This window comes from Devosia sp. Soil_C_22 (assembly GCF_057657195.1).
This window is the reverse complement of record NZ_JBDGIY010000001.1, coordinates 2095449-2121295: the sequence shown is the minus strand read 5'-3', so window position 1 is coordinate 2121295 and position 25847 is coordinate 2095449. Positions and strand designations below refer to the sequence as shown.

At 65.6% G+C, this 25847-nt stretch carries 31 protein-coding genes; 15 read left to right on the top strand and 16 right to left on the bottom strand.

Features of this window, described 5'->3' with window-relative positions; all coding sequences use genetic code 11:
• Window positions 1-7 precede the first annotated feature (7 nt).
• The 3 genes from AC3A6I_RS10265 to AC3A6I_RS10255 all read right to left on the bottom strand — a co-directional run bounded on the left by AC3A6I_RS10265 (window position 8) and on the right by AC3A6I_RS10255 (window position 2147).
• Window positions 8-436: a YciI family protein gene (locus AC3A6I_RS10265; protein ID WP_487543584.1), complete on the bottom strand. Its 429-nt coding sequence runs from the start codon at window positions 434-436 to the stop codon at window positions 8-10.
• 25 nt (window positions 437-461) lie between these two features.
• Window positions 462-887 carry a YciI family protein gene (locus tag AC3A6I_RS10260; RefSeq protein ID WP_487543583.1) on the bottom strand — a complete coding sequence of 142 codons (426 nt, stop codon included), beginning with the start codon at window positions 885-887 and terminating at the stop codon, window positions 462-464.
• A gap of 252 nt (window positions 888-1139) precedes the next feature.
• Entirely contained in the window at window positions 1140-2147 is a 1008-nt protein-coding gene (locus tag AC3A6I_RS10255; RefSeq protein ID WP_487543582.1) for a hypothetical protein, read from the bottom strand.
• Window positions 2148-2260: 113 nt separating this feature from the next.
• Between AC3A6I_RS10255 and AC3A6I_RS10250 the strand changes: the two genes are divergently transcribed.
• From AC3A6I_RS10250 to AC3A6I_RS10235, 4 genes are all read left to right on the top strand, one after another.
• The gene (locus AC3A6I_RS10250; protein ID WP_487543581.1) at window positions 2261-2839 is read left to right on the top strand and encodes a nitroreductase family protein; all 579 of its coding nucleotides are present in this window, start codon (window positions 2261-2263) and stop codon (window positions 2837-2839) included.
• Window positions 2840-2910: 71 nt separating this feature from the next.
• On the top strand, window positions 2911-3729 hold the full coding sequence (locus AC3A6I_RS10245; protein ID WP_487543580.1) for a transglycosylase SLT domain-containing protein: 819 nt from the start codon (window positions 2911-2913) through the stop codon (window positions 3727-3729).
• Window positions 3730-3803: 74 nt separating this feature from the next.
• Window positions 3804-5012 carry a DUF2336 domain-containing protein gene (locus AC3A6I_RS10240; RefSeq protein WP_487543579.1) on the top strand — a complete coding sequence of 403 codons (1209 nt, stop codon included), beginning with the start codon at window positions 3804-3806 and terminating at the stop codon, window positions 5010-5012.
• 5 nt (window positions 5013-5017) lie between these two features.
• Window positions 5018-5914: a DUF6492 family protein gene (locus AC3A6I_RS10235; protein ID WP_487543578.1), complete on the top strand. Its 897-nt coding sequence runs from the start codon at window positions 5018-5020 to the stop codon at window positions 5912-5914.
• Here the strand turns inward: AC3A6I_RS10235 and AC3A6I_RS10230 are convergent.
• Window positions 5904-6677 (bottom strand): NAD kinase, encoded by a 774-nt coding sequence (locus AC3A6I_RS10230; RefSeq protein WP_487543577.1) that lies wholly within the window; start codon window positions 6675-6677, stop codon window positions 5904-5906. The two genes, AC3A6I_RS10235 and AC3A6I_RS10230, sit on opposite strands and share 11 nt — an antisense overlap.
• A 113-nt stretch (window positions 6678-6790) precedes the next feature.
• Between AC3A6I_RS10230 and prfB the strand changes: the two genes are divergently transcribed.
• Window positions 6791-7919, top strand: a protein-coding gene (gene prfB, locus AC3A6I_RS10225; RefSeq protein WP_487543576.1) for a peptide chain release factor 2 whose coding sequence is annotated in 2 segments (ribosomal slippage) — window positions 6791-6859 and window positions 6861-7919 — 1128 coding nt in all. Because the reading frame shifts where the segments join, the coding sequence is not laid out codon by codon here.
• A 207-nt stretch (window positions 7920-8126) separates the two neighbouring features.
• Here the strand turns inward: prfB and AC3A6I_RS10220 are convergent.
• The 3 genes from AC3A6I_RS10220 to AC3A6I_RS10210 all read right to left on the bottom strand — a co-directional run bounded on the left by AC3A6I_RS10220 (window position 8127) and on the right by AC3A6I_RS10210 (window position 11002).
• A complete protein-coding gene (locus AC3A6I_RS10220; protein WP_487543575.1) occupies window positions 8127-9464 on the bottom strand; it encodes a TCR/Tet family MFS transporter in 1338 nt (445 codons plus the stop codon).
• A gap of 65 nt (window positions 9465-9529) precedes the next feature.
• Complete coding sequence (locus AC3A6I_RS10215) at window positions 9530-10747, bottom strand: FAD-dependent monooxygenase (RefSeq protein WP_487543574.1); 1218 nt, start codon at window positions 10745-10747, stop codon at window positions 9530-9532.
• Window positions 10748-10756: 9 nt separating this feature from the next.
• The gene (locus AC3A6I_RS10210) at window positions 10757-11002 is read right to left on the bottom strand and encodes a zinc-finger domain-containing protein (protein ID WP_487543573.1); all 246 of its coding nucleotides are present in this window, start codon (window positions 11000-11002) and stop codon (window positions 10757-10759) included.
• Between the two features lie 314 nt (window positions 11003-11316).
• Here AC3A6I_RS10210 and AC3A6I_RS10205 point away from each other — a divergent pair, with 314 nt between their 5' ends.
• From AC3A6I_RS10205 to AC3A6I_RS10195, 3 genes are all read left to right on the top strand, one after another.
• The gene (locus AC3A6I_RS10205; protein ID WP_487543572.1) at window positions 11317-12066 is read left to right on the top strand and encodes an alpha/beta fold hydrolase; all 750 of its coding nucleotides are present in this window, start codon (window positions 11317-11319) and stop codon (window positions 12064-12066) included.
• A gap of 110 nt (window positions 12067-12176) precedes the next feature.
• Window positions 12177-13004: a serine O-acetyltransferase gene (gene cysE / locus AC3A6I_RS10200; RefSeq protein ID WP_487543571.1), complete on the top strand. Its 828-nt coding sequence runs from the start codon at window positions 12177-12179 to the stop codon at window positions 13002-13004.
• 112 nt (window positions 13005-13116) lie between these two features.
• A complete protein-coding gene (locus tag AC3A6I_RS10195) occupies window positions 13117-13335 on the top strand; it encodes a DUF3126 family protein (protein ID WP_487543570.1) in 219 nt (72 codons plus the stop codon).
• A gap of 171 nt (window positions 13336-13506) precedes the next feature.
• Here AC3A6I_RS10195 and AC3A6I_RS10190 read toward each other — a convergent pair whose 3' ends face one another.
• Entirely contained in the window at window positions 13507-14175 is a 669-nt protein-coding gene (locus tag AC3A6I_RS10190; RefSeq protein ID WP_487543569.1) for a hypothetical protein, read from the bottom strand.
• Window positions 14176-14269: 94 nt separating this feature from the next.
• On the opposite strand from AC3A6I_RS10190, the gene AC3A6I_RS10185 reads away from it, so the two are divergent.
• Complete coding sequence (locus AC3A6I_RS10185) at window positions 14270-14590, top strand: DUF6949 family protein (RefSeq protein WP_487543568.1); 321 nt, start codon at window positions 14270-14272, stop codon at window positions 14588-14590.
• Between the two features lie 19 nt (window positions 14591-14609).
• Here AC3A6I_RS10185 and AC3A6I_RS10180 read toward each other — a convergent pair whose 3' ends face one another.
• The 3 genes from AC3A6I_RS10180 to AC3A6I_RS10170 form a co-directional block, all read right to left on the bottom strand.
• Window positions 14610-15239, bottom strand: coding sequence for a transglutaminase-like cysteine peptidase (locus AC3A6I_RS10180; RefSeq protein WP_487543567.1), 630 nt, complete (start codon window positions 15237-15239; stop codon window positions 14610-14612).
• A 282-nt stretch (window positions 15240-15521) separates the two neighbouring features.
• Window positions 15522-16145 carry a PilZ domain-containing protein gene (locus AC3A6I_RS10175; RefSeq protein ID WP_487543566.1) on the bottom strand — a complete coding sequence of 208 codons (624 nt, stop codon included), beginning with the start codon at window positions 16143-16145 and terminating at the stop codon, window positions 15522-15524.
• Window positions 16146-16249: 104 nt separating this feature from the next.
• Complete coding sequence (locus AC3A6I_RS10170) at window positions 16250-16909, bottom strand: PAS domain-containing protein (protein ID WP_487543565.1); 660 nt, start codon at window positions 16907-16909, stop codon at window positions 16250-16252.
• A 179-nt stretch (window positions 16910-17088) separates the two neighbouring features.
• On the opposite strand from AC3A6I_RS10170, the gene AC3A6I_RS10165 reads away from it, so the two are divergent.
• Window positions 17089-17838, top strand: a complete 750-nt coding sequence (locus tag AC3A6I_RS10165; RefSeq protein ID WP_487543564.1) for a rhomboid family intramembrane serine protease — start codon at window positions 17089-17091, stop codon at window positions 17836-17838.
• Window positions 17835-18050, top strand: a complete 216-nt coding sequence (locus AC3A6I_RS10160; protein ID WP_487543563.1) for a SlyX family protein — start codon at window positions 17835-17837, stop codon at window positions 18048-18050. Before AC3A6I_RS10165 ends, AC3A6I_RS10160 begins: the two co-directional genes overlap by 4 nt.
• On the opposite strand, the gene hisI is transcribed toward AC3A6I_RS10160, so the two are convergent.
• From hisI to folE, 3 genes are all read right to left on the bottom strand, one after another.
• Window positions 18044-18493: a phosphoribosyl-AMP cyclohydrolase gene (gene hisI / locus AC3A6I_RS10155; RefSeq protein WP_487543562.1), complete on the bottom strand. Its 450-nt coding sequence runs from the start codon at window positions 18491-18493 to the stop codon at window positions 18044-18046. The two genes, AC3A6I_RS10160 and hisI, sit on opposite strands and share 7 nt — an antisense overlap.
• Before the next feature lie 41 nt (window positions 18494-18534).
• The gene (locus AC3A6I_RS10150) at window positions 18535-19368 is read right to left on the bottom strand and encodes an AraC family transcriptional regulator (protein ID WP_487543561.1); all 834 of its coding nucleotides are present in this window, start codon (window positions 19366-19368) and stop codon (window positions 18535-18537) included.
• Between the two features lie 238 nt (window positions 19369-19606).
• A complete protein-coding gene (gene folE, locus AC3A6I_RS10145) occupies window positions 19607-20230 on the bottom strand; it encodes a GTP cyclohydrolase I FolE (protein WP_487543560.1) in 624 nt (207 codons plus the stop codon).
• Between the two features lie 149 nt (window positions 20231-20379).
• Here folE and AC3A6I_RS10140 point away from each other — a divergent pair, with 149 nt between their 5' ends.
• The 4 genes from AC3A6I_RS10140 to AC3A6I_RS10125 all read left to right on the top strand — a co-directional run bounded on the left by AC3A6I_RS10140 (window position 20380) and on the right by AC3A6I_RS10125 (window position 23803).
• Complete coding sequence (locus AC3A6I_RS10140) at window positions 20380-20823, top strand: iron-sulfur cluster assembly scaffold protein (RefSeq protein WP_487543559.1); 444 nt, start codon at window positions 20380-20382, stop codon at window positions 20821-20823.
• Window positions 20823-21134, top strand: a complete 312-nt coding sequence (gene yidD, locus AC3A6I_RS10135) for a membrane protein insertion efficiency factor YidD (protein ID WP_487543558.1) — start codon at window positions 20823-20825, stop codon at window positions 21132-21134. Before AC3A6I_RS10140 ends, yidD begins: the two co-directional genes overlap by 1 nt.
• Before the next feature lie 96 nt (window positions 21135-21230).
• Window positions 21231-23513, top strand: a complete 2283-nt coding sequence (locus AC3A6I_RS10130; protein WP_487543557.1) for an NADP-dependent malic enzyme — start codon at window positions 21231-21233, stop codon at window positions 23511-23513.
• Complete coding sequence (locus AC3A6I_RS10125) at window positions 23513-23803, top strand: Dabb family protein (RefSeq protein ID WP_487543556.1); 291 nt, start codon at window positions 23513-23515, stop codon at window positions 23801-23803. Before AC3A6I_RS10130 ends, AC3A6I_RS10125 begins: the two co-directional genes overlap by 1 nt.
• 12 nt (window positions 23804-23815) lie before the next feature.
• Here the strand turns inward: AC3A6I_RS10125 and AC3A6I_RS10120 are convergent, their stop codons facing one another.
• Together AC3A6I_RS10120 and AC3A6I_RS10115 are read right to left on the bottom strand one after the other, a co-directional pair.
• On the bottom strand, window positions 23816-24775 hold the full coding sequence (locus AC3A6I_RS10120) for a DMT family transporter (RefSeq protein ID WP_487543555.1): 960 nt from the start codon (window positions 24773-24775) through the stop codon (window positions 23816-23818).
• Window positions 24776-25747, bottom strand: coding sequence for a DMT family transporter (locus tag AC3A6I_RS10115; protein ID WP_487543554.1), 972 nt, complete (start codon window positions 25745-25747; stop codon window positions 24776-24778).
• Window positions 25748-25847: the final 100 nt, after the last annotated feature.

Genomic DNA, 25847 nt, shown 5'->3' with positions numbered 1-25847 from the left:
AACCCGGTCATTTATGCGACTTCAACGCCATACCCATGGCCGCCTCGCGCTCGATGAGGTCCGGGGTCATGGCGTCCCCGAAATCCTCGGCGGTGGCGATCTGGCGCAGCTCGAGTTCGACATTGCCGTGGCCGTCCTCGGGCGGCCACTGCTTCATCCACTCGATCGCCTCGGCGCGGGAGGCGACCTCGATCATGGTGAAGCCGGCAATGAGCTCCTTGGCCTCGGCGAAGGGGCCATCGAGCACCGTCGGCTTGCCCGCCCGGAAGGTCATGCGGGCGCCGCGCGAACTCGGCAGCAGGCCGTCGCCGCCGACGAGGACTCCGGCCTTGGCCAGCTTCTCGTTGTAAGCGGTCATCTTCTCGATGAGCTCGGTGGAGGGCAGGACCGCGGCCTCGGTTTCGGCGTCGGCCTTCCGGATGATCATGAAGCGCATGGGCGTATCCTCGTCGTCGCGATGGTCAGCGGGTGACCGGCTTCTCGTTGGCGGCGCGCCAGGCTTCTTCCTTCTCGATCAGCTCAGGCGGGGCGACGTCGGCGAAATCGGCGGATTCGTAGACGCGGCGCAGCTCGATGGTCTCGCCGTCCTCGAACGGGATGCGCTTGACCCAGCCGAGCGCTTCTTCCTTGTCCTTGGCGGTGATGATCCAGAAGCCGGCGATCAGCTCCTTGGTCTCGGCGAAGGGGCCGTCCTTGACCTCGAGCTTGCCGCCCGTGGAGGTGATCCGGGCGCCGTCCTTGGAGGGATAGAGGCCGTCCCCGGCCAGCATGACGCCGGCATTGATCAGCTCGTCGTTGAACTTGCCCATGGCCTCGAACGCCTCGGGGCCCGGCATGATGCCGGCTTCGCTGTCGGCAGTGGCTTTGACGATGATCATGAAGCGCATTTTGTCTGTCTCCTGTGGGCGCGGCGCATGCTGTTATGGCCGCTTTCACTGACACGACGAAGCGCCTCCGCCGGAATCGACACGGGCGATGAAGATTTTTCGATTTTTTGCGGGAGGCGATCCGGCGCTCGGCGTCATCCCTGCGGAAGTGGCTTGCCGCACGCACCGAGAACAGAGGTTCCCGCTTTCGCGGGAATGACCCGGTGGGTGGAGCGGGGAGCGGTGGATGTGCCGGAGTGGCGGACGTGGCCGTCAGTAGACCGCGGTCAGCACTTCGATTTCGCGCGGCGGGCCGGCCTGGACCTGGAACTCGCGGTTGTAGACCTGGTCGCCGCGCTTGGCCAAAACCAGGTAGTCGCCTTCGCCCAGGACGGTCGAGGGGAAGGCGCCGGTTTCGGTGAAGATGGTCTGGCCGTCGGTGGTCTTCACCGTCCAGTCGATGTCGGCGATGGCCTCGCCGCCGGCCTCGCTGACCAGCTTGAACGAGACCTGCGCCGCCTTGTGGTAGAGCGTCGCCTCGGTGAGCTGGCCCGGCTCGACGCGCAGGTCGGCGCGCACCACGGCGTTCACGTCGCCGAAATAGGAGACGATGTGATAGGTGCCGGCATTCAGCGTCACGATGTCGTCGGGGCTCAGGTTCTGCGCCACGAGCGTACGGCTCGATTCGGAGCCCGCGGTGTAGATGTCGAAGCGGAGCAGGTTGATGGGGATCGCCACATCGCCGGTGACGGCGGCGCTGAGGCGCATGGCGCCGGCATCAAGGATCAGCTGCTTGGTATTGTCGCCTTCCGCCACGGTCAGCGTGTCGGTGATCTGGGCCCGGCCATAGGCGAGGTGCACGACATAGTCGCCCGGGGCGAGCTGCATATGCGCGGTCGCCTCGTCGGACTTTTCGGCGAGGATCAGGTCGCCGGCGGCGTCGGTGCGGGTTTCGAACACGCGCCAGGTGACACCATCGGGCAGGGCAGCGCCCTCCTCGGTGATGCGGGCAATCAGCGTCACCGGCTGCGGATCAAGTTTCGCCGCGACCGCCTCGGCAGCCGCGGCCGCGGCCGAAGCGATGGCCTCGGGCGACGGTGTCGGCGTTTCGGGAGCGGCGGCCAGCTGGTCGGGAGCGGCGGGGTCGGCGGCCGGCTGCTGCACCGCGCCCTCGGGCATGCGGTCGGCGCGGCGGGGCAGGGGCACCGGCGCATCCTGCGCGAAAGCCGGTGCGAGCAGGGCCGCGAGCGCGAGCATGCCGATCAATGCCCTGAGTTTCACCTGCCGTCCCCGCAACCGACGCCCCAGCGGGACGCTTCGAAATACCGCGCGTGCTACGCTTGGATTGGGGAAAAGCTGTGTCATAAGGTCCGCACTCTCGCAAGGACAGACCCATGACCATCAACTCCGCAGTCGTCGACTATCTCAAGACCCGCCGCTCGGTCGGCATCGGCTTCCTCAAGGATCCGGGTCCGACGCCCGAGCAACTTCGCGAGATCATCACCATCGGCGTGCGGGTGCCCGACCATGGCAAGTTCGAGCCGTGGCGGCTGATTGTCATCGAAGGCGACGCGCGCATCGAAGCCGGCGAAAAGCTGGCCGAGATCATGAAACGCCGACGGCCCGAGCTCGACGAAGCCGGGCTCGACATCGAGCGGCGCCAGTTCCTGCCGGCGCCGGTGACCATCGGCGTGCTGCTGTCGCCCAAGCCGAATCCCAAGGCCCCGGAGATGGAGCAACTGCTCTCGGCCGGCAATGTGTGCTTCAACCTCTCGCACGCCGCCTTCGCCATGGGCTTTGCCGCCACCTGGACCAATCGCTGGTACGGCTTCGACACGGAAGCCCAGACCATGCTGGGCGCGCGCGGCGGCGAGCGCTTCATCGGCTTCATTCACATCGGCACGCCGACCGCAGTGATCGAGGATCGCGACCGCCCGAGCGTCGAGAAGATCGCGACCTGGTGGCGCGGGTAACCTTTCGTTAACCGGCTGCGGGCGATTGGTTAACCGATCGTTAGCAGCCGGGTCTCGTCGATTCGATGGGCGTGAAGCCGATATCGGTGCCGCAGCCGCTCGCCTATGCCATTGATTCGGCAGGGGCGAAGAGCGACGTCGATTTCGACTACCTGCTGCAGACGGCAATTCGCGAAAGCAGCCTCAACCCGGAAGCCAAGGCGCGCACCTCGAGCGCCACCGGCCTGTTCCAGTTCCTCGACAGCACCTGGCTGCAGGTGATGAAGGAGCAGGGGCCGCGGCTGGGCTATCAGGCCTATGCCGACGCCATCCAGGTCGATACGGACGGTGACTACTACGTCGCCGACAAGGGCCTGAGGAAAGAGATCCTGGCGCTGCGCGAGAACCCGGCCGTGGCCTCGGACCTTGCGGCGGCGTTCACTCGTTCCAACGGCGAATACCTGTTCGAAAAGTTCGGGCGGATGCCGAGCCCCGGTGAGCTCTACATCGCGCATTTCCTCGGGGCGCAAGGGGCGGAAAAGCTGTTCACGGCCGGACTCGCGGACCCGAACCAGATCGCAGCCAGGCTGTTTCCCAGGCAGGCCAAGGCCAACCCCACGATTTTTTACGACGACGGCAAGGCGCGGACGATCCGCGAGGTGTATCTGTCGCTGGTGGGGAAGCACGATGGCGTAGCCGATACCCGCTTCACCGCGCAGCAGTTGGGCGACGATCCCTCCAAGTGGCCCGATGTGGCGGTGCCGTCGCGCTTCGGGCCGGACGACATGAGCTTCACCTCGATGTTCTCCAACGAGGGCGATGTCACCGGCCGCGTGCTGCTGAGCCCCGCCGACGAAGCGCAGGGCGGGGCGCTATTCGTGCAGCTCTACGGGCAGGGCAAAGCTCCTTGATCGGCGCTGAAATTATGGTGAACCGTTCCTTAAGGCTTGGCGGATAGCGTCTTTGGCACAATCCGGAGAGCTTGATGGTCGCCTACCAGGACTTCGTGGCGCTGAGCCAGTCGCATGACAGCGAAGAGCGTGGCCGGGCGGCGCATCTGGCGGCTCTCGCCTATCTCAACCACTATGGTCCGGCCGACGAGCATGCGGCGCTCTACGCAGCGCTGATCGGCTTTCTCGACGACCCGTCGGTGCGGGTGCGTGGAGCGCTGGCCTACGGCCTGCTGCACTCGATGGACGCGCCGCGCCCGATCCTGCTGGCCCTGCTGCAGGACAGCGCCATCATCGCGCGGGCGGTGGTGCAGTACTCGCCGGCGCTGGTCGATACGGACCTGCTGACAGTCGTCCGCGGTGGCGATGCGACGCTGCTCCTGGCGATCGCCATGCGCGAGCGGCTGAGCCTGCGGCTGGGCGAAGCGCTGGTGGCGAGCGGAGACCGGGCCGTGCTGGTGGCTCTGCTGGCCCGGCCGGATGTGGTTCTGTCGGCGGTGACCTTCAGTGCGCTCGCTCGAGGCCTCGGCAGCGAGGACGCCGAGGTGCGCGGGCTGCTGCTCGATCGCGACGACCTGCCGGCCGATGCACGGCTGGTTCTGGTCAAGGCGGTAGCGGTGGCCCTGACAGGGGCCCGCATCGTCAGTGGCGCGATTGCGCCGGCCCGGCTTGGGCGGCTGCTGCGCGACGCGACCGATACGGCCCTCACCGCCATCGGCGAGGAAGAGGCGGCCTCGGGCCGAGCGCCCTATGCGGCCGAGCTGATCGATGCCGAGGAAGTCTCGACCCGCGTCATGCTGCACGCCCTGGTGCAGGGCCATGTGCTGTTCTTTGCCGATTGCATCGCGCAACTGAGCGGCGTGGTGCGCGACAAGGTGTTCACGCTGCTCGATCGCGGCAGCCGCGCCTCGCTCAACGCGCTGTTCGCCCGCTGCGGCCTGAGCCCGGCGGTGCGGAACCTGCTGGCGAGGCTTATCTTCCACGCACGCTCGGCAGACCTTGCGGACGATCTGGCGGCGCGCCACTTCGTGGTGACGGCGCTGACCGAGGAACTGATCGCCGACCATGCTGGCTCGATTCCCGCCGAGCTCGAGGAGGCCTTCGCCTATCTCAGCGAGCAGAACGTGATCCTCGCCCGCAAGGCCGCGCGCGGCGTGATGGCCGGCTTCGCCGTGGGGGCCGAGGCGCCGATGCCGCTGCCTCGGATCGAGACCGAAGACCGGCTGGCCTTGCCCGCGGCCTGAGTGCGATGCAACAGGTCGACATTGTCTGCGTGGTGTTCGAGGGGGACGTGCGGCTGCTCGAGCTGCAGCTCGTCTCAATCGATCGCCTGTTCGACCTCGATACGCTCGGAACCTACTGGCTGATCCCGAACGGGGAGGCAGATGGTTTCGAGGCAGGGCTACGTGGCTTTGTCGACAGACTCCGACCAGCTCTCCGGGACAAGGTGAGGATCCTGCCGGCCTCGACTCTCGCCACCGAGAAGCTCGGAGGCTGGCGTGGGCAGCAGGTGATCAAGCTGCTCGTCTCGCGCCGGATCGCCGCGCTCACCTATCTGGTGCTCGACGCCAAGAACCACTTCATCCGCCCGGCATCGGCGGCCGATTTCTTCCGCGACGGCAAGGCGCTGACGCTGTTCGACCGTCCCAGTCCGGCAATGCAGTATCTGCTGGTGGCGTCGGCGTCATATTTCGGCATTTCGCTTGATGAGGCGATGGCCGAGGCCATGCCGACCATCACACCCTACCTCATGTATACCGATATGGCGCGCGCACTGCTCGACGAGGTGGAAAAGCGTGAGGGTATGCCGTTTGCACGCGCCTTCCTGATCAATCTCAAGGGCTTCGGTGAGTTTCTTCTGTACTACGCTTATCTCAGGTGGCGCGGGGAGATCGCCGGCCGCTATGTGAACGGGCCGCGGACCTGCATTACGCTGTTTGCCAAGTGGCCCGAGGAGGCGGCTGTCATCGGACGGGTGCTGGACGGTGTGTCGCGGCCGGAGGTCAACATGTTTGGCCTCCACCGGCTCCGGCTGCCCATTCTCGGCCGCGAGCACAAACAGCGGATTGCGCAGATGTGGCAGGTGGCGGGCATCGCCACCGCCGATGAGGCCGAGTATTACCTCGAGCCGCAGCCTAGTAGCTGAACTGTTCCGCCAGTACGCGCTCCTCGAGCCCCGAGCCGGGATCGAACAGCAGGGTGGCCTTCTGCCTGCGATTCTCGCGCACCGTTACCTCGAGCACGCGCTGGAATTCGACGTTGTCGGCGACGGCGGCGACCGGGCGTTTGTCGGGCTCGCGGGTGAGGAAGGTCACCACGGCGTCGTTGTTGAGCACGGCGCCGCGCCAGCGGCGGGGGCGAAAGGGGGAGATCGGGGTGAGGGCGAGGAGCTTGGCCTCGATCGGCAGGATGGGGCCGTGGGCCGAGAGGTTGTAGGCGGTCGAGCCCGCAGGGGTAGAGAGCAGCACGCCGTCGCAGATGAGTTCGTCGAGGCGGGTCTTGCCGTCGACCAGGATCTCGACCTTCACCGCCTGGTAGCTCATACGGAACAGCGAGACCTCGTTGAGGGCGAGGGCGGTCGCCTCGCTGCCGTCGGCAAGGCGGACATGCATTTCGAGCGGATAGATGTCGGTGGGGCTGGCGGCGCTGAGCCGCTCGATCAGGCCATCGGCGGCATAGTCGTTCATCAGGAAGCCGACAGTGCCGAAATTCATGCCGTAGACGGGCACGCCTGTGCCCATCTTGTCGTGCAGGGTCTGCAGCATCAGGCCGTCGCCGCCGAGCGCAACCACCACCTGGGCCTCGTCGAAGCCGCAATCGCCATAGCGCTCGCGCAGCATGGCGGCGGCCCGATCGGCCTCCGGCGTGCCACTCGACACGAAGCTCACACCTTGGATGGGTTCGGCCACGGCCCGCCTCTCAAACTCCGCGTGCCTAGCATGGGCGGGTGACGCGGGGAAGAACGGGTTGATCGCAACCTTCGTCTCAACTACATGAGCCCAAAAGCATTTGAGGACATGGAATGCGCGCCGAGACGACCAAGACCATCGCTGAAATCGAGCAGGTGCTGAGCCTGCTGAGGAGGCATCTTTGACTGGGATACAGCCCAGGCAAGACTAGACGACCTCAACGCCCGTACCGAAAATCCGAACTTCTGGGCCGATCCCGAGAAGGCGCGGCCGATCATGCAGCAGCGCGACGAGCTGGATAGCCAGATCAGCGCGGTGAAGCGGCTCGAGGCAGCGGTCCGCGACAACTCCGAGCTCATCGAGATGGGCGAGGCGGAAGGCGATGCCGACGTGGTCAAGGAAGCCGAAGAGGCCCTCCAGACCGCGCTCAAGGACGCGCGCTCGGCCCAGGTCGAGACGCTGCTGTCCGGCGAGGCGGATGGCAACGACGCCTATCTCGAGATTCACTCGGGCGCAGGCGGCACCGAGAGCCAGGACTGGGCCAATATCCTGTTGCGCATGTACACGCGCTGGGCCGAGCGGCGGAAGTTCAAGATCGAAGTGATGGAAATGCATGACGGCGAAGAGGCCGGCATCAAGTCCGCCACGGTCAAGATCTCCGGGCACAATGCCTATGGCTGGCTGAAGACGGAATCGGGCGTGCACCGGCTGGTCCGCATCTCGCCCTATGACAGCGCGGCGCGGCGGCACACGAGCTTTTCGAGCGCGTGGGTCTATCCGGTGGTCGACGACACGATCAACATCGAGATCAATGAGTCCGACCTCAAGGTCGACACCTACCGGTCGTCCGGTGCGGGCGGCCAGCACGTGAACACCACCGACTCGGCGATCCGCATCACGCATATTCCGTCGGGCGTGATCGTCGCCTGCCAGCAGGAACGCAGCCAGCACAAGAACCGTGCGACGGCGATGAACATGCTGAAGGCGCGGCTCTATGAGATCGAGCTGCAAAAGCGCGAGGAAGCGGCGAACGCGGAATCGGCGGCCAAGACCGATGTCGGCTGGGGCCACCAGATCCGCAGCTACGTGCTGCAGCCGTACCAGATGGTGAAGGACCTGCGCACCGGACACGAGACGTCCAATACCGGCGCGGTGCTGGATGGCGACCTCGACGACTTCATGGAAGCCTCGCTGGCGGCGCGGGTGACCGGATATGCGGATCGCGTGGCGGACGTGGACTAAGCGGTTCGCGACGCGGATTGAACAAGGGCGTGGCCGAGGCCGCGCCCTTTTCTTTTCATGGCACTCCAGGCCGCTGTCACCCACGGAGTCATTCCCGCGAAAGCGGGAATCTCTGTTTGCGGAGCGTGCGGTGAAACAGAGATCCCCGCTTTCGCGGGGATGACCCGGTGGGGGGCGGCGGGCTTCGAGAGGGACGGTTAGCGCGGCCTACTTGCCGTTGCCGTTGCCGTTCCCGTTCTCGGCATGCGGCGGGGTTTGCTGCTGGCCGGGCTGGGCCATCTCGTGCACGTGGTCTTTCTTGGAGACGCGCGGGCGGTGCATCAGGTCGAAGCGGCGGACGGTGTAGATGAACAGGCCTGCGGCTATGAGGACGAGTACGCCGGCGCCGAAGAAGGGGGCGCCGGGGAAATAGTCCGGTGCGCCTTTCGGGGCGCGGGTGAAGAAGCTGAACAGCTGGGTGGCGAGCAGCGGGCCGAGGATCGAGGCCAGCGAATTGGTGGCGTTGATGGCGCCCTGCAGTTCACCCTGCGCGTCGTCCGGCACCTGTCGCGACATCAGCGAGTTGATGGCGGGACCGGCCATGCCGGCGAGTGAACCGAAGATCAGGAAGCCGTAGAGCGGAAGTTCGGAGTGGATGAAGGCCGTGCCGATGAAGGCGATCGAGGCGGCCAGCATGCCGAGCAGCACCGTCGACCATTCGCCGATCTTCTTGGTCAGCAGCCCCACCAGCAGCGCCTGGCTGGCGGCAAAGCCGATGCCGAAGCAGCCCAGCGCGATGCCGATCTGGGCCGACGAGAAATTCAGCACCTCGATGGTGAAGAAGTTCCACACCGAGGGGAAGGATTGGCTGGCGAGCACGAAAATACCGAGCGTACCGAGCAGCCAGAGCACCACCGGGTTGCGCGAAAGGCTCAGCAATACTCCGAACGGGTTGGCGCGGCGGATGTCGAAGGGGCGGCGTTTGTCCTTGCCGAGACTTTCGGGCAGCACGAAGAAGCCGAACAGCAGGTTGGCGCCGGCGAGCGCGGCGGCAGCATAGAAGGGCCAGCGCGGGCCGAGCTCACCGAGGAGACCGCCCACAACCGGTCCGAAGATGAAGCCGAGGCCGAAGGCGGCGCCGATGAGGCCGAAGCGATGCGCGCGCTTGTCGCGCGGGGTGATGTCGGCGACGTAGGCGGTGGCGGTCGCGACCGACGCGCCCGAAATGCCGGCGATGATCTGCCCGACGAAGATCAGCGGGATCGCATTGGCAAATCCCATGGTCGTGTAGTTGATGGTGAGGCCAGCGAGCGCGATCAGGATGATCGGGCGGCGGCCGAAGCGGTCCGACAGGTTGCCGAGTGCCGGGCCGAACAGGAACTGCATCAGCGAATAGGCAAAGACGAGATAGCCGCCGATCACGGCGGCCTGCGCGACGCTGCCGCCCGACAACTGGCCGATCAGCTGCGGCAGCACGGGCAGGATGATGCCGTAGCCCAGCATGTCCAGGAAGATGGTGATCAGCACGCAGGCAAGCGTGAGGTTGGACTGGGGCGATACGGGCATCAGGCGAGTTTTCCAGAATTGGGCGCAGTTGACACAGCGACCGGCAGTTGCGCAAGCGCGGCAGGTCAGCGCGGCGCCACCAGAGGGGTGGGATCGGGGGCGACGTCGTAACCGTAGAGCCAGGCCAGCCGATCCAAATGTCCGCGAGGGCCCTGGAGTTTCACCACGGCATTGCGAGCCAGCGTGAACGGCCACTCGAGGTGGAAGGCGAAGCCGTTGGAGTTCGAGATTTTCCGCACCCGCTCGACGCGTGGCTGCCTGATCGCGGCGTAGCGGCGGAGGGCTTGCTCGGCATCGGGCTCGGTCATCAGCAGCGGGGCGAGGATTGCGGCATCCTCGATGGCCATGACGGCGCCCTGGGCCTGGAACGGCATCATGGCATGCGCGGCATCGCCGATGAGCCCGACGCTGCCCTCAGACCATTTCGGCGCCTCGACGGTGGAGAGCGGCCAAAAACCCCAGGCGTCGCCGGCGGCGGCGAGGATAGCCTCGAACTGGCGGCTCTTTCTGGCGGCCCAGGGCAGCTTCGGCGCGTGCGGCGGGTCGTCGCCGAAGGCGATCTCCGGTTTGCATTTGGCGAACAGGGCGACGTTGACCTGCTTGCGATGCGGCAGAGGGTAGGTGACGGCGTGGTAGCCCGGGCCCCAGAGCAGCGTGGTGCGGTCCTGCCGGATGTCACCGGCCAGCGCCGTCTGCTCGAGCGTGATGCGCCAGGCCACCGCGCCGGTGTAGGTCGCCTTGGGTCCCATCAGGATGCCGGTGCGGGTGCGCGAGTTGACGCCGTCGGCGCCGATGAACGCAAAGGCGCGGGCCGAGCGCGATTTGCCGTCCGCCTCATCGACGGTGACCGAGACGCCGCGGGCATGGCTCACCACGTCATAGGAGCGCACGCCGAACAGGATGTCGATATTGGCGAAGCGCTTGCAGGCCCGGTACAGCACGTCGGCGAGATCGGCGCGGTGCATCACCGCATAGGGGGCGCCGAAGCGCTCCTCCACGACACGGCCGAGTTCCAGCGTCAGCAGCGGCTCGCGGGCGCCATAGGGCACGACGTCGATGCCGGCCGGTTCGAAGGCGACGGCGGCGAGTGCGCGGTCGAGCCCGAGGCGGTTGAGGATCTTTCGCGCGTTGGGGCTGATCTGCAGCCCTGCGCCGACTTCCTGCACGGCCTCGCGACGCTCGAGCACCACGACGGTCGTGCCAAACTTGGCGAGTGCGAGGGCAAGCGTCAGCCCGGCAATGCCGGCGCCGGCGATGTAGACGGTGCGTCCGTTGCCGGACATGTCAGCGGATCAAGCGGCTTCGGAGTGGAAGATGGCCGAGAGCGGCTCGGAAGTGCCGGGCGCGAGCTCCCGGTTGTAGATGTAGAGCGTCGAGCAATAGGGGCAGACGATCTCGTTGTCCTTGCCCATGTCGAGATAGATATGGGGGTGATCGAACGGGGGCAGGGCACCGACGCACTGGAACTCCTTGGACCCGATCTGGATGCTGCGCAGCCCCTCGGTATTGTGGAAGTGCGGCGTGCTCTCGTGTGCCATCGGAAAAGTCCCCGGGGTGGAAATCGGCGCGAACATAGTCGCGCAGGGGGCGGAAGGGAAGGGCGGCTACCAGGGCCGGTGCGGGAAACGTACCCCCCACCCTGTCCCTCCCCCGCAAGGGGGGAGGCGACGTGCGCTCGCACGCTGTCGTTCCATTCGCACCGAGCTAGTGTGAGGGGCTCCCTCCTCCTTGCGGGGAGGGGACAGGGGTGGGGGTATCTTCGGCACGGCTGCTGCCGCGAGACGTATCCCTGCTTTCGCAGGGATGACAGCGTGTGTATGAGGCGGGGCAGTGCTTCCGTCCGGAGTTTCCCATGCCCGAGTTCAGTTCCGCCGGTATCGGCATCGCCTATGAGGTGCATGGCGAGGGCAGGCCGATCCTGCTCATCCACGGCTTCGGCTCGTCGGGGAAGATCAACTGGATCGATACCGGCTGGGTGGAGACGCTGAAGGAGGCCGGCTACCAGCCGATCACCTTCGACAATCGTGGCCACGGCGCCTCGCGAAAGCTCTACGACACCAAGCTCTATTATGCGCACGAGATGGCCGAGGACGCACGGCGGCTGCTCGACCATCTGAAGATCGAAGCGGCGCCGGTGATCGGCTACTCGATGGGCGCACGGATCACCGCCTACCTGATGCTGAACCATCCCGAGCGGGTGAGCTGCGCGGTGTGGGGCGGCATGGGAGTCAACCTGATCTCTGGGCTCGAGGACAGCGAAGAGATCATCGAGGGCCTGACGGCCGAGTCGCTGGAGCAGGTCAGGGGACGGATGGCACGGCAGTTCCGCATCTTTGCCGATCACAACAAGGCCGACCGGGCGGCGCTCGCTGCCTGCATGGTCAATTCGCGCGAGCCGATGCCGGAAACGAGCGTCCGGAAGATCGCCGGCCCGGTGTTGGTGGCGGTGGGGAGCGAGGACGACATGGCGGGTTCGGCCGAGGCGCTGGCGGCGATGCTGCCGCAGGGCGAGGCCTTCACCATCGAGCGGCGCGACCACATGCGGGCGACAGGCGACAAGCTGTTCAAGGCCGCCGCACTGGAATTCCTCGCCCGGCACTGAGCCCAAGTAACTATTCGACGATCGATTTCCCCGGCGAACGTTTTTGTGCGCTAGGGGTTGGTATCGGAGCATGACTTGGCTTATATCGGCACCTGCCGATGGAGAGACCTATGACCACGACCAACCTCAAATCAGTCGAGATCGCTGCGATCGATCCGGTGTGGGATGCGGTGGTCTCGGGGGCGCGACAGGTCGCGCAGGCTGAGCCGGCGCTCGCCAATCTCGTCTACTCCAACGTGCTCAACCATTCGAATTTCGAGGAAGCGCTGGCGCATCGGCTGGCCGAGCGGCTCGACCATGCCGACGTGTCCGCCGACCTGATCCGCCAGACTTTTCGCGATGCCCTGAGCGCGCGGCCGGAGATCGGGCTCGAGTCGCGGGCCGACCTCGCGGCGACGCTGGAGCGCGATCCGGCGCTGCACAAGGCCGTCGACGGCTTTCTCTATTTCAAGGGTTTTCACGCCATCCAGACGCACCGCTTCGCGCACCAGCTGTGGACCATGGGGCGCAAGGATTTCGCGCTGTATCTCCAGAGCCGGTCTAGCTCGGTGTTCCAGGTCGACATCAATCCCGCGGCGCGGATCGGCAAGGGCATCCTGCTCGACCATGCAACCGGGTTCGTGGTCGGCGAGACGGCGACCATCGGCGACAATGTCTCGATCCTGCAGGGTGTGACGCTGGGCGGAACGGGTAAATCCGAAGAAGACCGGCACCCCAAGATCGGCAATGGCGTGCTGATCGGTGCCCATGCCGTGGTGCTGGGCAATATCAAGGTCGGCGATTGCGCGCGCATCGGTGCCGGCTCGGTGGTGGTCAAGGAAGTGCCGCCGCGGGTGACGGTGGTGGGCGTTCCGGCCCGCGTCATCGGCGAAGCCGGCACGGCGCACCCGGCCTCGGTGATGGACCAGACGCACGGCGTACAGGACCTGACCGGCTGAGGCCGGAGCGGGTGGCAAGCGTTATCTGAGCGAAAAAAGCGCCTTGCCGGGATTGCCCGATAAGGCGCAATGCCTATTGTGCGCGAAAATCACCGCTTCGGAGGCCGCATCCATGAACCACCCCGAGATCATCAAGCTGCAGAAATTCCTGCAGCAGAAGTTCAACAACCGGAACCTCGACGTCCGCCCGCGCAACAAGCAGAATGACAGCGTGGAAGTGTACCTGGGCGAGGAATTCCTCGGCCTGATCTATGTCGACGACGAGGACGGCGACCGCTCGTACAACTTCCAGATGGCGATCCTCGACGTCGATCTGGACGAGATCCACTGACGCATCCAGGGACGCCGGGCCGACCGAGAGAGACGGCCCCCTCCCGGCCTCCCCCATAAAGGGGGAGGTGCCCGACCGGTGTGTTGGGCGCCATCCCGGCAAAAGCCTCGACTCTTCACCTCCCCCTTTATGGGGGAGGATGGTAGGGGGTCGTCTGCCAGCGGTTTTTCTCTACAGCGCCCCGATCTGGTTCAGCCGCGCGTCGACCAGTTCGTCGAACTCGCGCCAATGCGCCAGCGCAGCCTCGGGGAACGTGAACACGGCCGCGACGCCTGGCCCCAGGTGCACGGTCCTGAGGCACTGGCCCGGGCCGCCCGGCACGAGCGCAGAACACTTCGCCACGAACGGATCGGCCGAGAGGGCGTCGTACCACACGGCTTCGTCGGCATAGCCCTCCACGGGCCGTAGCGGCTTGCCCACGAGGCCCGGCGGGCCTTCCAGCTGTTCCGGCATGAACTGATGCAGGTAGACCCCATCGAGCAGGGCGGCGCTGGGGCGGACGCGGCTGCGTGGCAGTAGCGTGACGTCGACCGCCTCGACAGCGGCATCGGGGCCGAGCGGCAGGTCGAAGCGCAGGTCGATCTGCTTGGCGAAGCCCTCGATGCGCTGTTCATCGTAGCGGAACCAGGCGAGCGGAATCTCGAGTTCGACGCCACCGAGCGAGCGGGTCAGCGTCGTCTCGGCATCGAGCCGGTGCGCCTCGGTGCGGGCAGTGCTGCCGGCGCCATCGATGAGATAGGCGACACCGATGCCGCCGAGCAGCAGCAGGGCGGCGATGCCGGCGAGGTTGAAGCCAACCGGATGGTGGGGCGGGGCAGGGGCCTCGGCATTGCCGGACATGTGGGAATTAACCAGTCGCTGCGGGCGTCGGATGACAGTCAAACAGGCGCCTGCTATGCTTAACAAAGCGTTAAGATGTGGTGAGTGGGCGCCGATGCTGAGAGAACTGATGCTGGCCGGACTGATCATGGCGGTCGGGCTTACGGTGGCCGGCATGGGCACGCATCTCTACCAGGGCCTTGCCAGGACGCAGGCCATGCTGCGTTACGACGGCAGAACGTTCCTGCATACGCTCGGTCATCTCGGGGTTAGCTTCGTGTGCGGCCCCTACATCATGCTGCAGATGGGCTGGCAGCAGGATCGCAGCGGCACACTGTCGATCACCATGGCCCTGGTGGCGGCCTTCGTCGCCTTCGGTTGGGCCTTCATCACCGGCCTGCTCTGGGTCGGCGGGTATTTTGCGCTGACGACCTGAGGTCTGGCGTTCGGCCGACTTACTTCGACGCCACGAAAGTGGCACGCTCGTCGATCAGGTCGACCCACTGCGCGGCGTCGGCCTGCGACTGGCGCTTGAGGTAGGTGTAGGGCGTCTCGTTCCAGAGCAGCACGCGGCCGTCCTGGTTGTCGAGCACCACGTCGCCACGATCGGTGCGGACCAGCAGCACGGCATGGCCTTCGCCGTTGGGCTGGCGGACGACGGTCATCAGCAGGGTCGAGGGGTTCCAGCCCATCTCGATCAGCGCCTTGCGCTTGGCGAGGGCAAAGTCCTCGCAGTCGCCGTAGCCGGCATCGGGATAGGCCCACAGCTCGGAGACGCGGTAGAGGTCCTTGTCGGAGACCGGGGTCACGGCGGCGTTGATCAGGTTGTTGACGTCGACCAGCTCGTTCCAGCGCTTGTCGGTCAGCGAGGCGGCTTCGACGGCATTGGGGTTGGCGGTGCACTCGGCGCGGTTGGCCTTGCAGAAGTCCGAAGCGCCCACCGGGATACTGGTCAGCCCACCAGCAGGCGCGAAGGCCGGGTTGGCAAAATCGATCTGGTCGGCGCGGGCGGGAATGGCAAGAATGAAGATCGCCATGGCGAAGGCCGCTGCGACGGAAAAGAGCTGCTTGGTGGTGTTCGACATCTTTGAAGTCCCCTGACGGTGACCAAGATGCCGGGGGCGAATTGCCCCGACCGAAAAACTGCAAGCTAGTTTTTAAGCGAATTCAATGCGTTGCGGTCACGCTTCGTTAGGCATGAATTTGGGGTGGCCGCTGGTCGGCGCGCCAAACACGGAGTCATTCCCGCGAAAGCGGGAACCTCTGTTTGCGGTTCGCGCAGCCCAAACAAAGATCCCCGCCTTCGCGGGGATGACCCGGTGGGTGGGATAGTCCAGTCGGCAGGAGGCCCGCTGTTGCCGGATCCGTCAGTTCATCCGCAGGTTCTGCTGCACCACGGTGAGCATTTCCTGGGCGGAGACGAACTCGACGGCGACGCCGTCGCCGAAGTGGCGGACGACGCGGGCGCGCATGCGGCCGAGCGTGACCGGCGTGCCCATGGCGGGCCGGACGGCGAGCTCGATGGCGGCACCCGACAGCGAGATGTCGATGATCTTGCAGTTGTAGCGGCGGCCGTCGTCGAGGACGACGGAGGAGTGCCGATTGTCGGGGACGACGCGCTCATGGCGGCGGTCCTCGGGCAGGTTCAGAATGTCCTTGTTGGCGAGCCAGGTGAGCTGGGCCGCCATCTTGTCGCGCTTACGCGAGGTGGCGGCGATGCCCATGTGGAAGCCGCCCTCGATGACCTCGGTGACATCGCCCTCGATGCGGCCGAGATGATCGAGATAGGCGATGACCTTCTCGCCGGCGAGGCCGGCAACCGGGGCGATGACGAGCGCGTCGCCCGGGGACATTTCAAGGACCTGGCAGGGGAATTCGCGCCGGTCGGACAGCATGTAGCGGCCGAGCATCGACACCCTCACCCGCTGGAATTGCGGGAGCTGAGCGTAGTTGCGGGCCGGCCGCGCGAGCCGGGTGTTGTCGGTGAGCATGCTGCGACCGCCGGGTCCCAAGTCATTGACCGGGACAGGCTAATCCACGCTTGGTTAACTGAACGTTCGAGGCGGCCTGAACATTGCCGGAATCCGGCGTTTTTTCAGCGCCGGCCACCGTCGATGACGGCGAGATGGGCGTAGCGGCGCGCGGTGCGTCCGTAAACCGTCGCCGACATCGGGGGCGGGACGTGTGGCGCGATGCCGAAAGCCAGCTCCTCGGACGGCACGACGGAGCGCATGTCGCGGGCGACATCGTCCAGCGACACATCGTCGGGCCAGATCAGCCTCAGCCCGGTGATGCGTTGCTCGAGCACCGGTTGCACGCCGAACCAGTAGGGCTCGTCGAGCGCCGTCATGGCGCCGAGTATGCGCGACTGCGTGCTGCCGTTGTGACGCAGCGGCAGCAGGATGGTCTCGACCGACAGGCGCGTGTGCACCGCCGTCGTGCCCTGGAACGTGACGAGGGCAACCGCATGATCCTCGGTGACGGCGCGGATCAGGGTGTCGATAGCGTCGCGGTCACGATCGTGCCACAGACGCGTAAAGGAACGGCCCTTGAGCTCGCGGGCATAGGCCGTGCAAAGGTGAGAGCCGGCGAGGCGAAAATCGAACTCGTGGCGGTCGTTGAACTCGAGGATGAAGGTGTTGGCGAGGGCCGAGCGGATGCGCGTGGGATCGATGTCGCGCCGGTCAGGCGCGCTGCGGGATCCACGCAGGGCGTTCCAATAGTCGAACAACGCCTTGGTGCTGGCCTTTTGCATCTTCTACCTTGTTTCGTAACCCAGCCCGCTCTCTGTAGGGGAACGAGCGCCGCCGACACCAAGAGTGACAAAAGGCGCTTGGGAAATCGCCTTTAATCAATTGTTAGGGTTAACGCCGCAGGGGGCGTGTGGATAAGTCAGGGGATTGGGCTAGAAAGCCCGAAAATCCGGGAGTTTCGATGAGCGACGAGCAAAAAGGCGAGCAGATTCAGAGCGATGAGGGACGCCAGCCGGTGTTCCTGTTGCCCGGAGTGGTGAGCGCGCTGGTGGGCCTCATGGTCGCCATCCACCTGGCGAGAGCCTTTGTTCTTAAGGAGTCCGGGGACATCACGCTGGTCTACTGGTTCGGGTTCATCCCGCTGCGCGCACTCATTCCGGCGGAGTTCGATTGGGGGTGGATACCGCTCCTCTGGACTCCCTTCACGCACGCCTTTTTGCATGCCGGATGGGAGCACCTTTTAATCAATTGCGCCTGGCTCGCCATTTTCGGCACCCCGATGGCCCGCCGATACGGGGCGATTCCCACGGTGATTCTCTTCCTTGTGAGCGCATTGGCGGGCGCACTGTTCTTCGCGGCAACGACGCTGCCGCATCTGCAGGTGCTGCTTGGCGCCTCGGGTGGCATTGCGGGGCTGACCGGGGCGGCCTGCCGCTTCATGTTCCAGCCGGTGCTCTTCGCCCGCGATCCGGAGACGGGCGAGCCACGTGTGCTGGGGCGGCGTACGGCTAGTCTCGCCGAATTGATACGCAACCAGCGGGCGGCCTTCTTCATTGCAGTATGGGTCATTCTCAACGCCGCCGTGCCGTTCCTGCCGCTGCTGACCGGGCAAGAAGCGGGGATTGCCTGGCAGGCACATCTGGGCGGGTTCATCGCGGGGCTGCTGGTGGTCCCGCTCTTTGATCGCCGCCCGAGGGAGACGACAGCATGAGCGAAGACCTATCGGCCCGCATCGAGAAGCTGGAGACGACGATCGCTTTCCAGGACCAGGCGATCGAGGACCTGAACCAGGCGCTGGCCCTCCATTTCAAGGAGATCGAGGCGCTGAAGCGCGAGTTGCACAATCTCGGCTCGCAACTGCGCGACGTGGAAGCGCATCCTGCCCTGGCGCCGCAGGCGGAGCCGCCCCCGCCGCACTACTGAGCCTTGTAGACCTCAGCCGGATCGAATAGTCGCGGCTCGCCCGTGTCGTGGAGCGTGCCGGTGGGCTCGACCACGCGGTAGAAGCAGCTCTTGCGGCCGGTGTGGCAGGCGGCGCCGCGGCCGGTCTGCTCGACCTGCATCAGGATCACGTCCTGGTCGCAGTCGGTGCGCAGTTCGAGCACCTTCTGGATCTCGCCCGAGCTCTCGCCCTTCTTCCAGAGCTTTTGCCGCGAGCGCGAGTAATAGTGCGCTTCGCCGCTCTCGAGCGTCAGGCGCAGAGCCTCGGCGTTCATGTGGGCGACCATGAGCACGCGATTGCTGCCGGCTTCCTGCGCGATGGCGGTGACGAGGCCGTGCGCGTCGAATTTCGGCGCAAAGACGGTGCCTTCCTCGAGGTCGGCGTGGCTCAGGGCGGTGGGATCGGTGAAGGACGGCGTGCTCATGAGCCGGGATATAGCCCGGCCCATGCAGGGGCGCCAGAGCGTCAGTCGGCGAGGCCGATCCAGATTTCGCAGGTGCCGAGCCCGGCAGCCGCGTTGAAATCGGGGCCGTAATACTCGACGAAGTTGATCTGCTCGGCCTGCGTGTATCCGGACTGCGGCAGCCACTGGTCGAAAATCGCCTGGATGGTCGAGCGGATGGTCGAGATATGGCCAGAATGAGTGACGCGAGCCCAGCGGCGCGAGGGCAGTTCGAGCACCTCGAAGCCGTCGGGCAGGTCGTCGGTGGCGGTGACTTCCTGGCCGCACATATAGGTGCAGTAGTCGCCATCGCCGTCTGCGACGACACCATAGGCGATGTGGGGCACGGCGTTCGGGATATGGCCGAGATATTGCTGGAAGCGCTGCCAGTGCGCGGGGATGGAGTTGGAATCGCGCATGTCGTGCCGCTGCAGGAGGCCGGCAATGCGGCGGGCGGGCATGTGCTCGATGCGCGGCGGGGCGAGCTTGACGGCGGTTTCGGTGTGCATCGGGAGAGGCTCCACAAGGTTCAGGTCACTGAGGGAGCGCCGTTTGCGCAAGTCAGCCGGGGTGAGCCCGAACTGGTCGCGGAAGGCGCGGGTGAATGCCTCGTGCGACCCGTAACCGGCATCGAGCGCCACGCCGAGAATGTCCGGAGCTCCATTGGCCAGAGCCTTGGCCGCCTCGGTGAGGCGGCGGGCACGGGTATAGCCGGAGATGGAGTGGCCGGTGGCGAGCGGGAAGATGCGGGACAGGTAGGTGCGGGAGACGCCGGCATGGGCGGCCATCTCGTCAAGGCTCAGGGGCACGCCGAAATGCGTCTCGATGAGCCAGATGGTCCTGGCGATGGCGGTCATGTCGAAGCTCCGTCTACGAGGCTCCGATCATATGCCACCATCGGCTTTTGCGTATTTGATCGCGGTTGCGGTGGCGGACAGGGTCGATGTTCCGCCATTTGCCCCACCCACCGGCAGTCACCCCAGCGACAGCTGGGGCCCAACTTGCAGCCCGCGCTTGTGGAGGCTTGGATCCCAGCTTTCGCTGGGATGACACCGCGTGTGAGGCGGGTCTGGCGCCATCCACGCTGACCCGAGGTCAGCCCCGCTTGCCGATCAGGGCGAAGAAGCGGTCCTGCAGGTCGCGTTCCTCGGCGAACACGCCGGTGAAGCGCAGCGTGGTGGTCTGGGCGCCGTGGGCGCGTACGCCGCGCATCGACATGCACATGTGCTCGGCCTCGATCAGCACGGCGGCGCCGCGCGGGTTGAGGTGCTCGTTGAGCGCGTCGATGATCTGGGCCGTCATGTTCTCCTGCACCTGCAGGCGCCGGGCATAGACCTCGACGAGGCGGGCGAGCTTGGACAAGCCGACGACGCCATCCTGTGGCAGGTAGGCGATGTGTACCTTGCCGAAGAACGGCACCATGTGGTGCTCGCAGTGGCTGGAGAACGGGATGTCCTTGACCAGCACGATGTCCTCGTAGCCGCCGACCTCCTTGAAGGTGGTGGAGAGGATTTCGGCCGGGTCCTGCGCATAGCCGGCGAAGAATTCGCCATAGGCATTGGTGACGCGGCGCGGGGTGTCGAGCAGGCCCTCGCGCTCAGGGTTGTCGCCGGCCCAGGCCAACAGCGTGCGGACGGCCGCTTCGGCTTCCTCGCGGCTTGGCTTGGGGTAATGAGCGACGAGCGTGACAGGCTGGTGCGGCTTAGCGCTGGCGTCCATTGCTGAACTCCCGGTCAATTTCCGGCGACAGGTGGCATTGTCGCCTAACGGTTCACGGATCATCAGAGACGTGGACGCCACTGACTTGCTGAATGCACATCACTATATAGGGTTGAAACGCGTCGGGCCAAGGAACAGTTTCGTGCCAAATGGAACTCACGGACCTCTACTCGGACAAAATTCTCGAGATTGCTGGAAATCAGCCGCGCCCGGGCCGGCTGAGCGATGCCGACGCGACAGCGCGCAAGGTGAGTCGTGTGTGCGGTTCGACCATCGAAGTCGACATCAAACTGGATGACGGCGTGATCACCGGCTACGGCCACGACATCCAGGCCTGCGCGCTGGGGCAAACCTCCGCGGCGGTGGTGGCGAGCCATGTCGTCGGCACCACGGCGGGCGAGTTCCGCCGCGTGCGCGACGAGATGACGGCGATGCTGAAGGCCGACGGGCCGCCGCCTTCGGGCGAGCGCTGGGCCGACCTCAAATATCTGGAGCCGGTGCGGGAATACCGGCCGCGGCACACCTCGACGCTGCTGGTGTTCGATGCCGTGTGCGAGGCGCTCGACAAGATCGAGGCCAAGGCGACCGCCTGATGGGGCAGGGCCTGAAGCTGTTCTGGAGCATCGTGGACTGGCCGTTCAAGGTCGTCTCGTACGGGCTTATCCAGGGCTATCGCTACTCGCTGAGCATGTTCATGGGCCGCAACTGCCGGCACGCGCCGACCTGCTCGGAATTCACCCGCGACGCGATCTGGCGGCACGGCTTCTGGCCCGGCGGCTGGATGGGCCTCGCCCGCATCGTCCGCTGCCGGCCGGGCGGCACGCATGGCTACGATCCGGTGCCGGAAACTTTGCCCGCGCAGGCGCACTGGTACCTGCCGTGGACCTACGGGCGCTGGAAATAACCGCCAGACGGAAATGCGCGCGGCGGCGGCTTTCAATCGCCATCGATTAGTGGCACTGACACTGTCCAATTTCCGGAGGGTGCGATGTCGGCCGACATGACTGAACAGAGGAAGGCGCTGCGTGAGGCGGCGCTGCATTTTCATCAGTTCCCCAAGCCCGGAAAGCTCGAGATCCAGGCCACCAAGCCGCTCGGCAACCAGCGCGACCTGTCGCTCGCCTATTCGCCGGGCGTCGCGGCGCCCTGCGAGGAGATCGCGCAGGACCCGGAGGCCGTCACCAAATACACCTCGCGCGGCAACCTCGTCGCCGTGATCTCGAACGGGACGGCGGTGCTGGGGCTGGGCAATATCGGCGCGCTGGCAAGTAAGCCGGTGATGGAGGGCAAGGCCGTGCTCTTCAAGAAGTTCGCCGGTATCGACGTGTTCGATATCGAGATCGACGAGACCGATCCGCAGAAATTCGTCGAAGTGGTGCGGCCGCTCGAGCCGACCTTCGGCGGCATCAACCTCGAGGACATCAAGGCACCCGAGTGCTTTGCCATCGAGGAAGCGCTGCGCGAGCGCATGAATATCCCGGTGTTCCATGACGACCAGCATGGCACCGCGATCATTGTTGGTGCGGCGGTGTTGAACGGGCTGGAACTGGCCGGCAAGAAGATCGAGGACGTGAAGATCTGCACGTCCGGCGCGGGCGCTGCCGCCATTGCCTGCCTCAACATCCTCCTCGCGCTCGGCGCGAAGCTCGAGAATATCTGGGTGGCCGACAAGGACGGGTTGCTCACCTACCGGCGCAACGACGTCAACGACAAGTGGCGCGGCAAGTTCTGCCGGCATGACAGCGAGGCGACCTCGCTGGCCGAGGTGATCGAGGGGGCCGATATCTTCCTCGGGCTGTCGGCGGCCGGCGCCCTGAAGCCGGAAATGCTGATGAAGATGGGGCCGAAGCCGCTGATCCTGGCGCTGGCCAATCCCAATCCCGAAATCATGCCGGAAGTGGCCAAGGACCTGCGCCCCGACGCCATGGTGTGCACGGGACGGTCGGACTATCCGAACCAGGTCAACAACGTCCTCTGCTTTCCCTTCATCTTCCGCGGCGCGCTCGATGTCGGCGCGACGACGATCAACGAGGAGATGAAGCTCGCCGCCTCGCAGGCGATCGCCAGGCTGGCGCATGATCCGGGCCTCGAAGTGTCGCCGTCGGGCGCGCCGGCGGTCTACGGGCCGGATCACATCATTCCCAACCCGTTCGACCAGCGGCTGATCCTCCGCATCGCGCCGGCGGTGGCACGGGCGGCAATGGAGTCGGGGGTGGCGAAGCGCCCGATCACCGATTTCCAGGCCTATCACGACAGCCTCAACCGCTTCGTGTTCCGCTCGGGCCTGGTGATGAAGCCGGTGATCGACCGGGTCATCGGGCAGGCCAAGCGTGTCGCCTTCGCCGACGGCGAGGATGAGCGGGTGCTGCGCGCCGCGCAGGTGCTGATCGAGGACCGGATGGCGCAGCCGATCCTGATCGGACGTCCGCAGGTGATCGAGAGCCGGCTGCAGCGCTTCGGCCTCACCATCAAGCCGGGCCGCGACTTCGAGGTAGTGAACCCGGAGGACGATCCGCGCTATCGCGACTATGTCGACCTGTTCCACTCGCTGGTCGGCCGCAGCGGCGTAACCCCGGACATCGCCCGCACCATCGTGCGCACCAACACCACGGTGATCGCGGCGCTGTCGGTGAAGCGCGGCGATGCCGACGCCATGCTGTGCGGCTTCCAGGGTCGCTACATCAAGCATGTGCGCGACATCCGCTCGATCATCGGCCTGCAGGACGGCGTCCAGGATGTTTCGGCGCTCTCGATGCTGATCATGCCCAAGGGCGCGTTCTTCCTCGCCGACACGTACGTCAACATGGACCCGACGCCGGACGAGCTGGTGGCGATCGCGCTGCAGGCGCGCGATCATCTCAAGCGCTTCAACATCGAGGCGCGCGCGGCGCTGCTCAGCTACTCGAACTTCGGTTCACGAGACGGCGATACCGCGTTCAAGATGCGCGAGGCCTATCGCAAGCTCAAGGCCGTCGCGCCGGAGATGATCCTAGAAGGCGAGATGCAGGGCGACGTCGCCCTCAACGAGGAGCTGCGCAGCCGCTATTTGCCGGACTCGGTGCTGAAGGGCGAAGCGAACCTCTTGCTGTTCCCCAATCTCGACAGCGCCAACCTCTCGATGACGCTGCTCAAGGAAATGAACAACGCGCTCGCCGTGGGGCCGATCCTCATGGGTCCGCGCGCGCCGGCCCACATCCTTGCCCCCTCGACCACCAGCCGCGGAATCGTCAATATGACGGCAATCGCCGCCAGTGAAGCGGTGGCCCTGGGAGAGAGAGCCTGATGATCCGCCATTCCGTTATCTTCGTGCTCAAGCACGCGCATGGTTCGCTGCAGGAAAAGGCGTTCCTGCGTGACGCGATGGTGCTGACGGAGATTCCGGGTGTCGAGAAGTTTGAGCAGTTGCGCCAGGTCTCGAAGAAGAACGACTACGAGTTCGGCTTCTCGATGGAGTTCGCCGACCAGGCCGCCTACGACGCCTACAATGTCCACCCCAAGCACGTGAAGTTCGTGCAGGAGCGCTGGCAGCGCGAGGTGGAGCGGTTCCTGGAGATCGACTACGAGCCCGTGTGAGGCCGAAGCGCTCTAGACCGGGTCTGGCCCCGGCCCCTTGAAATCGTCCGGCGAGGGGTTATCGCGGCGCGCCCGATATTCGGACCAGCGCCCGGCGATCCGCGCCCGCGCCCCGTCGGCAAACACATTGGCAAGGCCAGCGGCGACGACGACGCCCAATCCGGCAAGACCGATGGCGTCGGGGACCTCGGAGAAGAACAGCGCGCCGTAGAGCAGGGCCCAGATGATCTGGCTGTATTGCATCGGTGCGACCCGGCTCGCAGGCGCCAGCGCGACGCCCTTGAGCTGCAGCATGTAGCCGATGCCGCCCAGCACGCCGGCCATCAGCAGCAACCCGAGCAACGGCCATGACGGCCAGGTAAAGCCGATGATCGCCATGCCGATGAGATTGGCGCCGAGGGTGAACAGGCCCGGCAGGGCGAACAGGGTCACCCGTCGTTCGGCCCCCGAGAGCAGCCGGATCACCGTGAGCGACACCGCTGCCGCCAGCGCGCAGATGAAGGCGGTGAGATGCCCGAGCTGGATCTCGCGGAAGCCGGGTCGCACCACCAGCAGCACGCCGAGAAAGCTCAGCACCACCAGCAGCCAGCGATCGAGCGACACCTCTTCCTTGAGCACGATGACCGACAGGATGGTCGCCAGCACCGGGATGAGGAAGACCAGGCAATAGGCCTCGGCGAGCGGAATGGTGACAAAGGAATAGGTGATGAGGATGGCGCTGAGCGTTCGGCACACCGCAACGAGGATCATCAGCGCCGGCCGGTTCAGCTTGAACGTGTCGCGCCAGCGCTCCTCCCTCGGCTTGGAGAACAGCGCTGGCAGAAACGAGAAGATCGTGCTGAAAAAGCCGATCTCGAACGTGCTGAGCGAGCCGCCCAGCCCTTTGATCAGTGCGTCGCCGGTCGAGAATGCGGCCATGGCGACCAAGGCGCAGAGCACGCCGAGCGAAACTGGTGAAAGCGAGCGCAACATCTACTTGCCGGCCATGGCCTCGCCGGGCTGCGCCTTGCGCTGTTCCTCGGCGTCGTCGCCGAGCGGCCGGCTCATCTCGGAAATGGCGGTCGCCGGGCCGAAGATGGACAGGCGCGAGAAGATACGGATGCGTGTCTCGTTGGACATGACGTTCATGATGCCGCCGAGCGCCACGACGACGAGGCCGCAATAGGCGACCATGTCGGGATATTCGTGAAAGAAGAGGGCGCCGAAGACGATCGCCCAGGCGATCTGGCTGTACTGCGCCGGCGCGATCTGGCTCACCGGCGAGCGTCGCGTGGCCGCGATGAACACGATGTTGCCCGTGCCGCCGAGCGCGCCGATGGTCATCAGCAGCGCGAACTCTTCCCAGGTCGGCCAGTGAAAGGTCGGCAGCATCAGGATGCCGTTGATCACGACGATGTAGCCGAGCGGCCAGCCGAGAAGGCTGACGCGGGCCTCGACCGGTGCGATCTTGCGCAGCGTCGTGGTGGTGATCCCGCCCATCAGCGCCGCGAACAGCGCAAGCAGATGTCCCAACTGCAGCTCACGGAAGCCCGGCCGGACCACCAGCAACACGCCCAGAAAGCTCGCGCCGAGGAAGAACCAGCGATGCCATGTCACTTCTTCGCGCAGGATCGTGCGCGACAGCGCCACCACGAAGATCGGGGCGAGGAAGGCGATCGAATAGGCTTCGGCGAGCGGGATATGGGTGAAGGCGTAGATGATGCAGAGGTTGCCGATCACGCCGGTGGTCGAGCGCAGCTGCACCAGCCAGGGATGGCGCATCTTGTGCACCTGCCGCCAGTGCTCGCCCTTGGGCTTGGTGAAAATCGCCGGAACGAACGAGAACAAGGCGGTCCAGAACGCGATTTCGAAGACGCTCAGGCTACCGCCGAACCCCTTGATGATGGCATCGCAGCACGAGTAGAGCAGGTAGGCAACGAGCGATAAGGCGACGCCGGTCGGCATCTGGGGAATCCGGGGGACGAGGGTGGTGGTCGACTAGTATGTTAGCCACCCTATACGCCGCGCTCCCGACTCCGTCGATGGGTGCCAAAGCCACACTGGC

What these genes read in the sequence shown, in the direction of transcription:
- AC3A6I_RS10130 (WP_487543557.1), top strand. Translation starts at nt 21,231, where the DNA reads ATGACTGAACAGAGGAAGGCGCTGCGTGAGGCGGCGCTGCATTTTCAT.
- AC3A6I_RS10240 (WP_487543579.1), top strand. Translation starts at nt 3,804, where the DNA reads ATGGTCGCCTACCAGGACTTCGTGGCGCTGAGCCAGTCGCATGACAGC.
- AC3A6I_RS10185 (WP_487543568.1), top strand. Translation starts at nt 14,270, where the DNA reads ATGCTGAGAGAACTGATGCTGGCCGGACTGATCATGGCGGTCGGGCTT.
- AC3A6I_RS10210 (WP_487543573.1), bottom strand. Translation starts at nt 11,002, where the DNA reads ATGGCACACGAGAGCACGCCGCACTTCCACAATACCGAGGGGCTGCGC.
- AC3A6I_RS10175 (WP_487543566.1), bottom strand. Translation starts at nt 16,145, where the DNA reads ATGCTCACCGACAACACCCGGCTCGCGCGGCCGGCCCGCAACTACGCT.
- AC3A6I_RS10250 (WP_487543581.1), top strand. Translation starts at nt 2,261, where the DNA reads ATGACCATCAACTCCGCAGTCGTCGACTATCTCAAGACCCGCCGCTCG.
- AC3A6I_RS10190 (WP_487543569.1), bottom strand. Translation starts at nt 14,175, where the DNA reads ATGTCCGGCAATGCCGAGGCCCCTGCCCCGCCCCACCATCCGGTTGGC.
- AC3A6I_RS10165 (WP_487543564.1), top strand. Translation starts at nt 17,089, where the DNA reads ATGAGCGACGAGCAAAAAGGCGAGCAGATTCAGAGCGATGAGGGACGC.
- yidD (WP_487543558.1), top strand. Translation starts at nt 20,823, where the DNA reads ATGGGGCAGGGCCTGAAGCTGTTCTGGAGCATCGTGGACTGGCCGTTC.
- AC3A6I_RS10120 (WP_487543555.1), bottom strand. Translation starts at nt 24,775, where the DNA reads ATGTTGCGCTCGCTTTCACCAGTTTCGCTCGGCGTGCTCTGCGCCTTG.
- AC3A6I_RS10115 (WP_487543554.1), bottom strand. Translation starts at nt 25,747, where the DNA reads ATGCCGACCGGCGTCGCCTTATCGCTCGTTGCCTACCTGCTCTACTCG.
- folE (WP_487543560.1), bottom strand. Translation starts at nt 20,230, where the DNA reads ATGGACGCCAGCGCTAAGCCGCACCAGCCTGTCACGCTCGTCGCTCAT.
- AC3A6I_RS10140 (WP_487543559.1), top strand. Translation starts at nt 20,380, where the DNA reads ATGGAACTCACGGACCTCTACTCGGACAAAATTCTCGAGATTGCTGGA.
- AC3A6I_RS10260 (WP_487543583.1), bottom strand. Translation starts at nt 887, where the DNA reads ATGCGCTTCATGATCATCGTCAAAGCCACTGCCGACAGCGAAGCCGGC.
- AC3A6I_RS10125 (WP_487543556.1), top strand. Translation starts at nt 23,513, where the DNA reads ATGATCCGCCATTCCGTTATCTTCGTGCTCAAGCACGCGCATGGTTCG.
- AC3A6I_RS10205 (WP_487543572.1), top strand. Translation starts at nt 11,317, where the DNA reads ATGCCCGAGTTCAGTTCCGCCGGTATCGGCATCGCCTATGAGGTGCAT.
- AC3A6I_RS10160 (WP_487543563.1), top strand. Translation starts at nt 17,835, where the DNA reads ATGAGCGAAGACCTATCGGCCCGCATCGAGAAGCTGGAGACGACGATC.
- AC3A6I_RS10235 (WP_487543578.1), top strand. Translation starts at nt 5,018, where the DNA reads ATGCAACAGGTCGACATTGTCTGCGTGGTGTTCGAGGGGGACGTGCGG.
- hisI (WP_487543562.1), bottom strand. Translation starts at nt 18,493, where the DNA reads ATGAGCACGCCGTCCTTCACCGATCCCACCGCCCTGAGCCACGCCGAC.
- cysE (WP_487543571.1), top strand. Translation starts at nt 12,177, where the DNA reads ATGACCACGACCAACCTCAAATCAGTCGAGATCGCTGCGATCGATCCG.
- AC3A6I_RS10195 (WP_487543570.1), top strand. Translation starts at nt 13,117, where the DNA reads ATGAACCACCCCGAGATCATCAAGCTGCAGAAATTCCTGCAGCAGAAG.
- AC3A6I_RS10215 (WP_487543574.1), bottom strand. Translation starts at nt 10,747, where the DNA reads ATGTCCGGCAACGGACGCACCGTCTACATCGCCGGCGCCGGCATTGCC.
- AC3A6I_RS10170 (WP_487543565.1), bottom strand. Translation starts at nt 16,909, where the DNA reads ATGCAAAAGGCCAGCACCAAGGCGTTGTTCGACTATTGGAACGCCCTG.
- AC3A6I_RS10150 (WP_487543561.1), bottom strand. Translation starts at nt 19,368, where the DNA reads ATGACCGCCATCGCCAGGACCATCTGGCTCATCGAGACGCATTTCGGC.
- AC3A6I_RS10180 (WP_487543567.1), bottom strand. Translation starts at nt 15,239, where the DNA reads ATGTCGAACACCACCAAGCAGCTCTTTTCCGTCGCAGCGGCCTTCGCC.
- AC3A6I_RS10265 (WP_487543584.1), bottom strand. Translation starts at nt 436, where the DNA reads ATGCGCTTCATGATCATCCGGAAGGCCGACGCCGAAACCGAGGCCGCG.
- AC3A6I_RS10220 (WP_487543575.1), bottom strand. Translation starts at nt 9,464, where the DNA reads ATGCCCGTATCGCCCCAGTCCAACCTCACGCTTGCCTGCGTGCTGATC.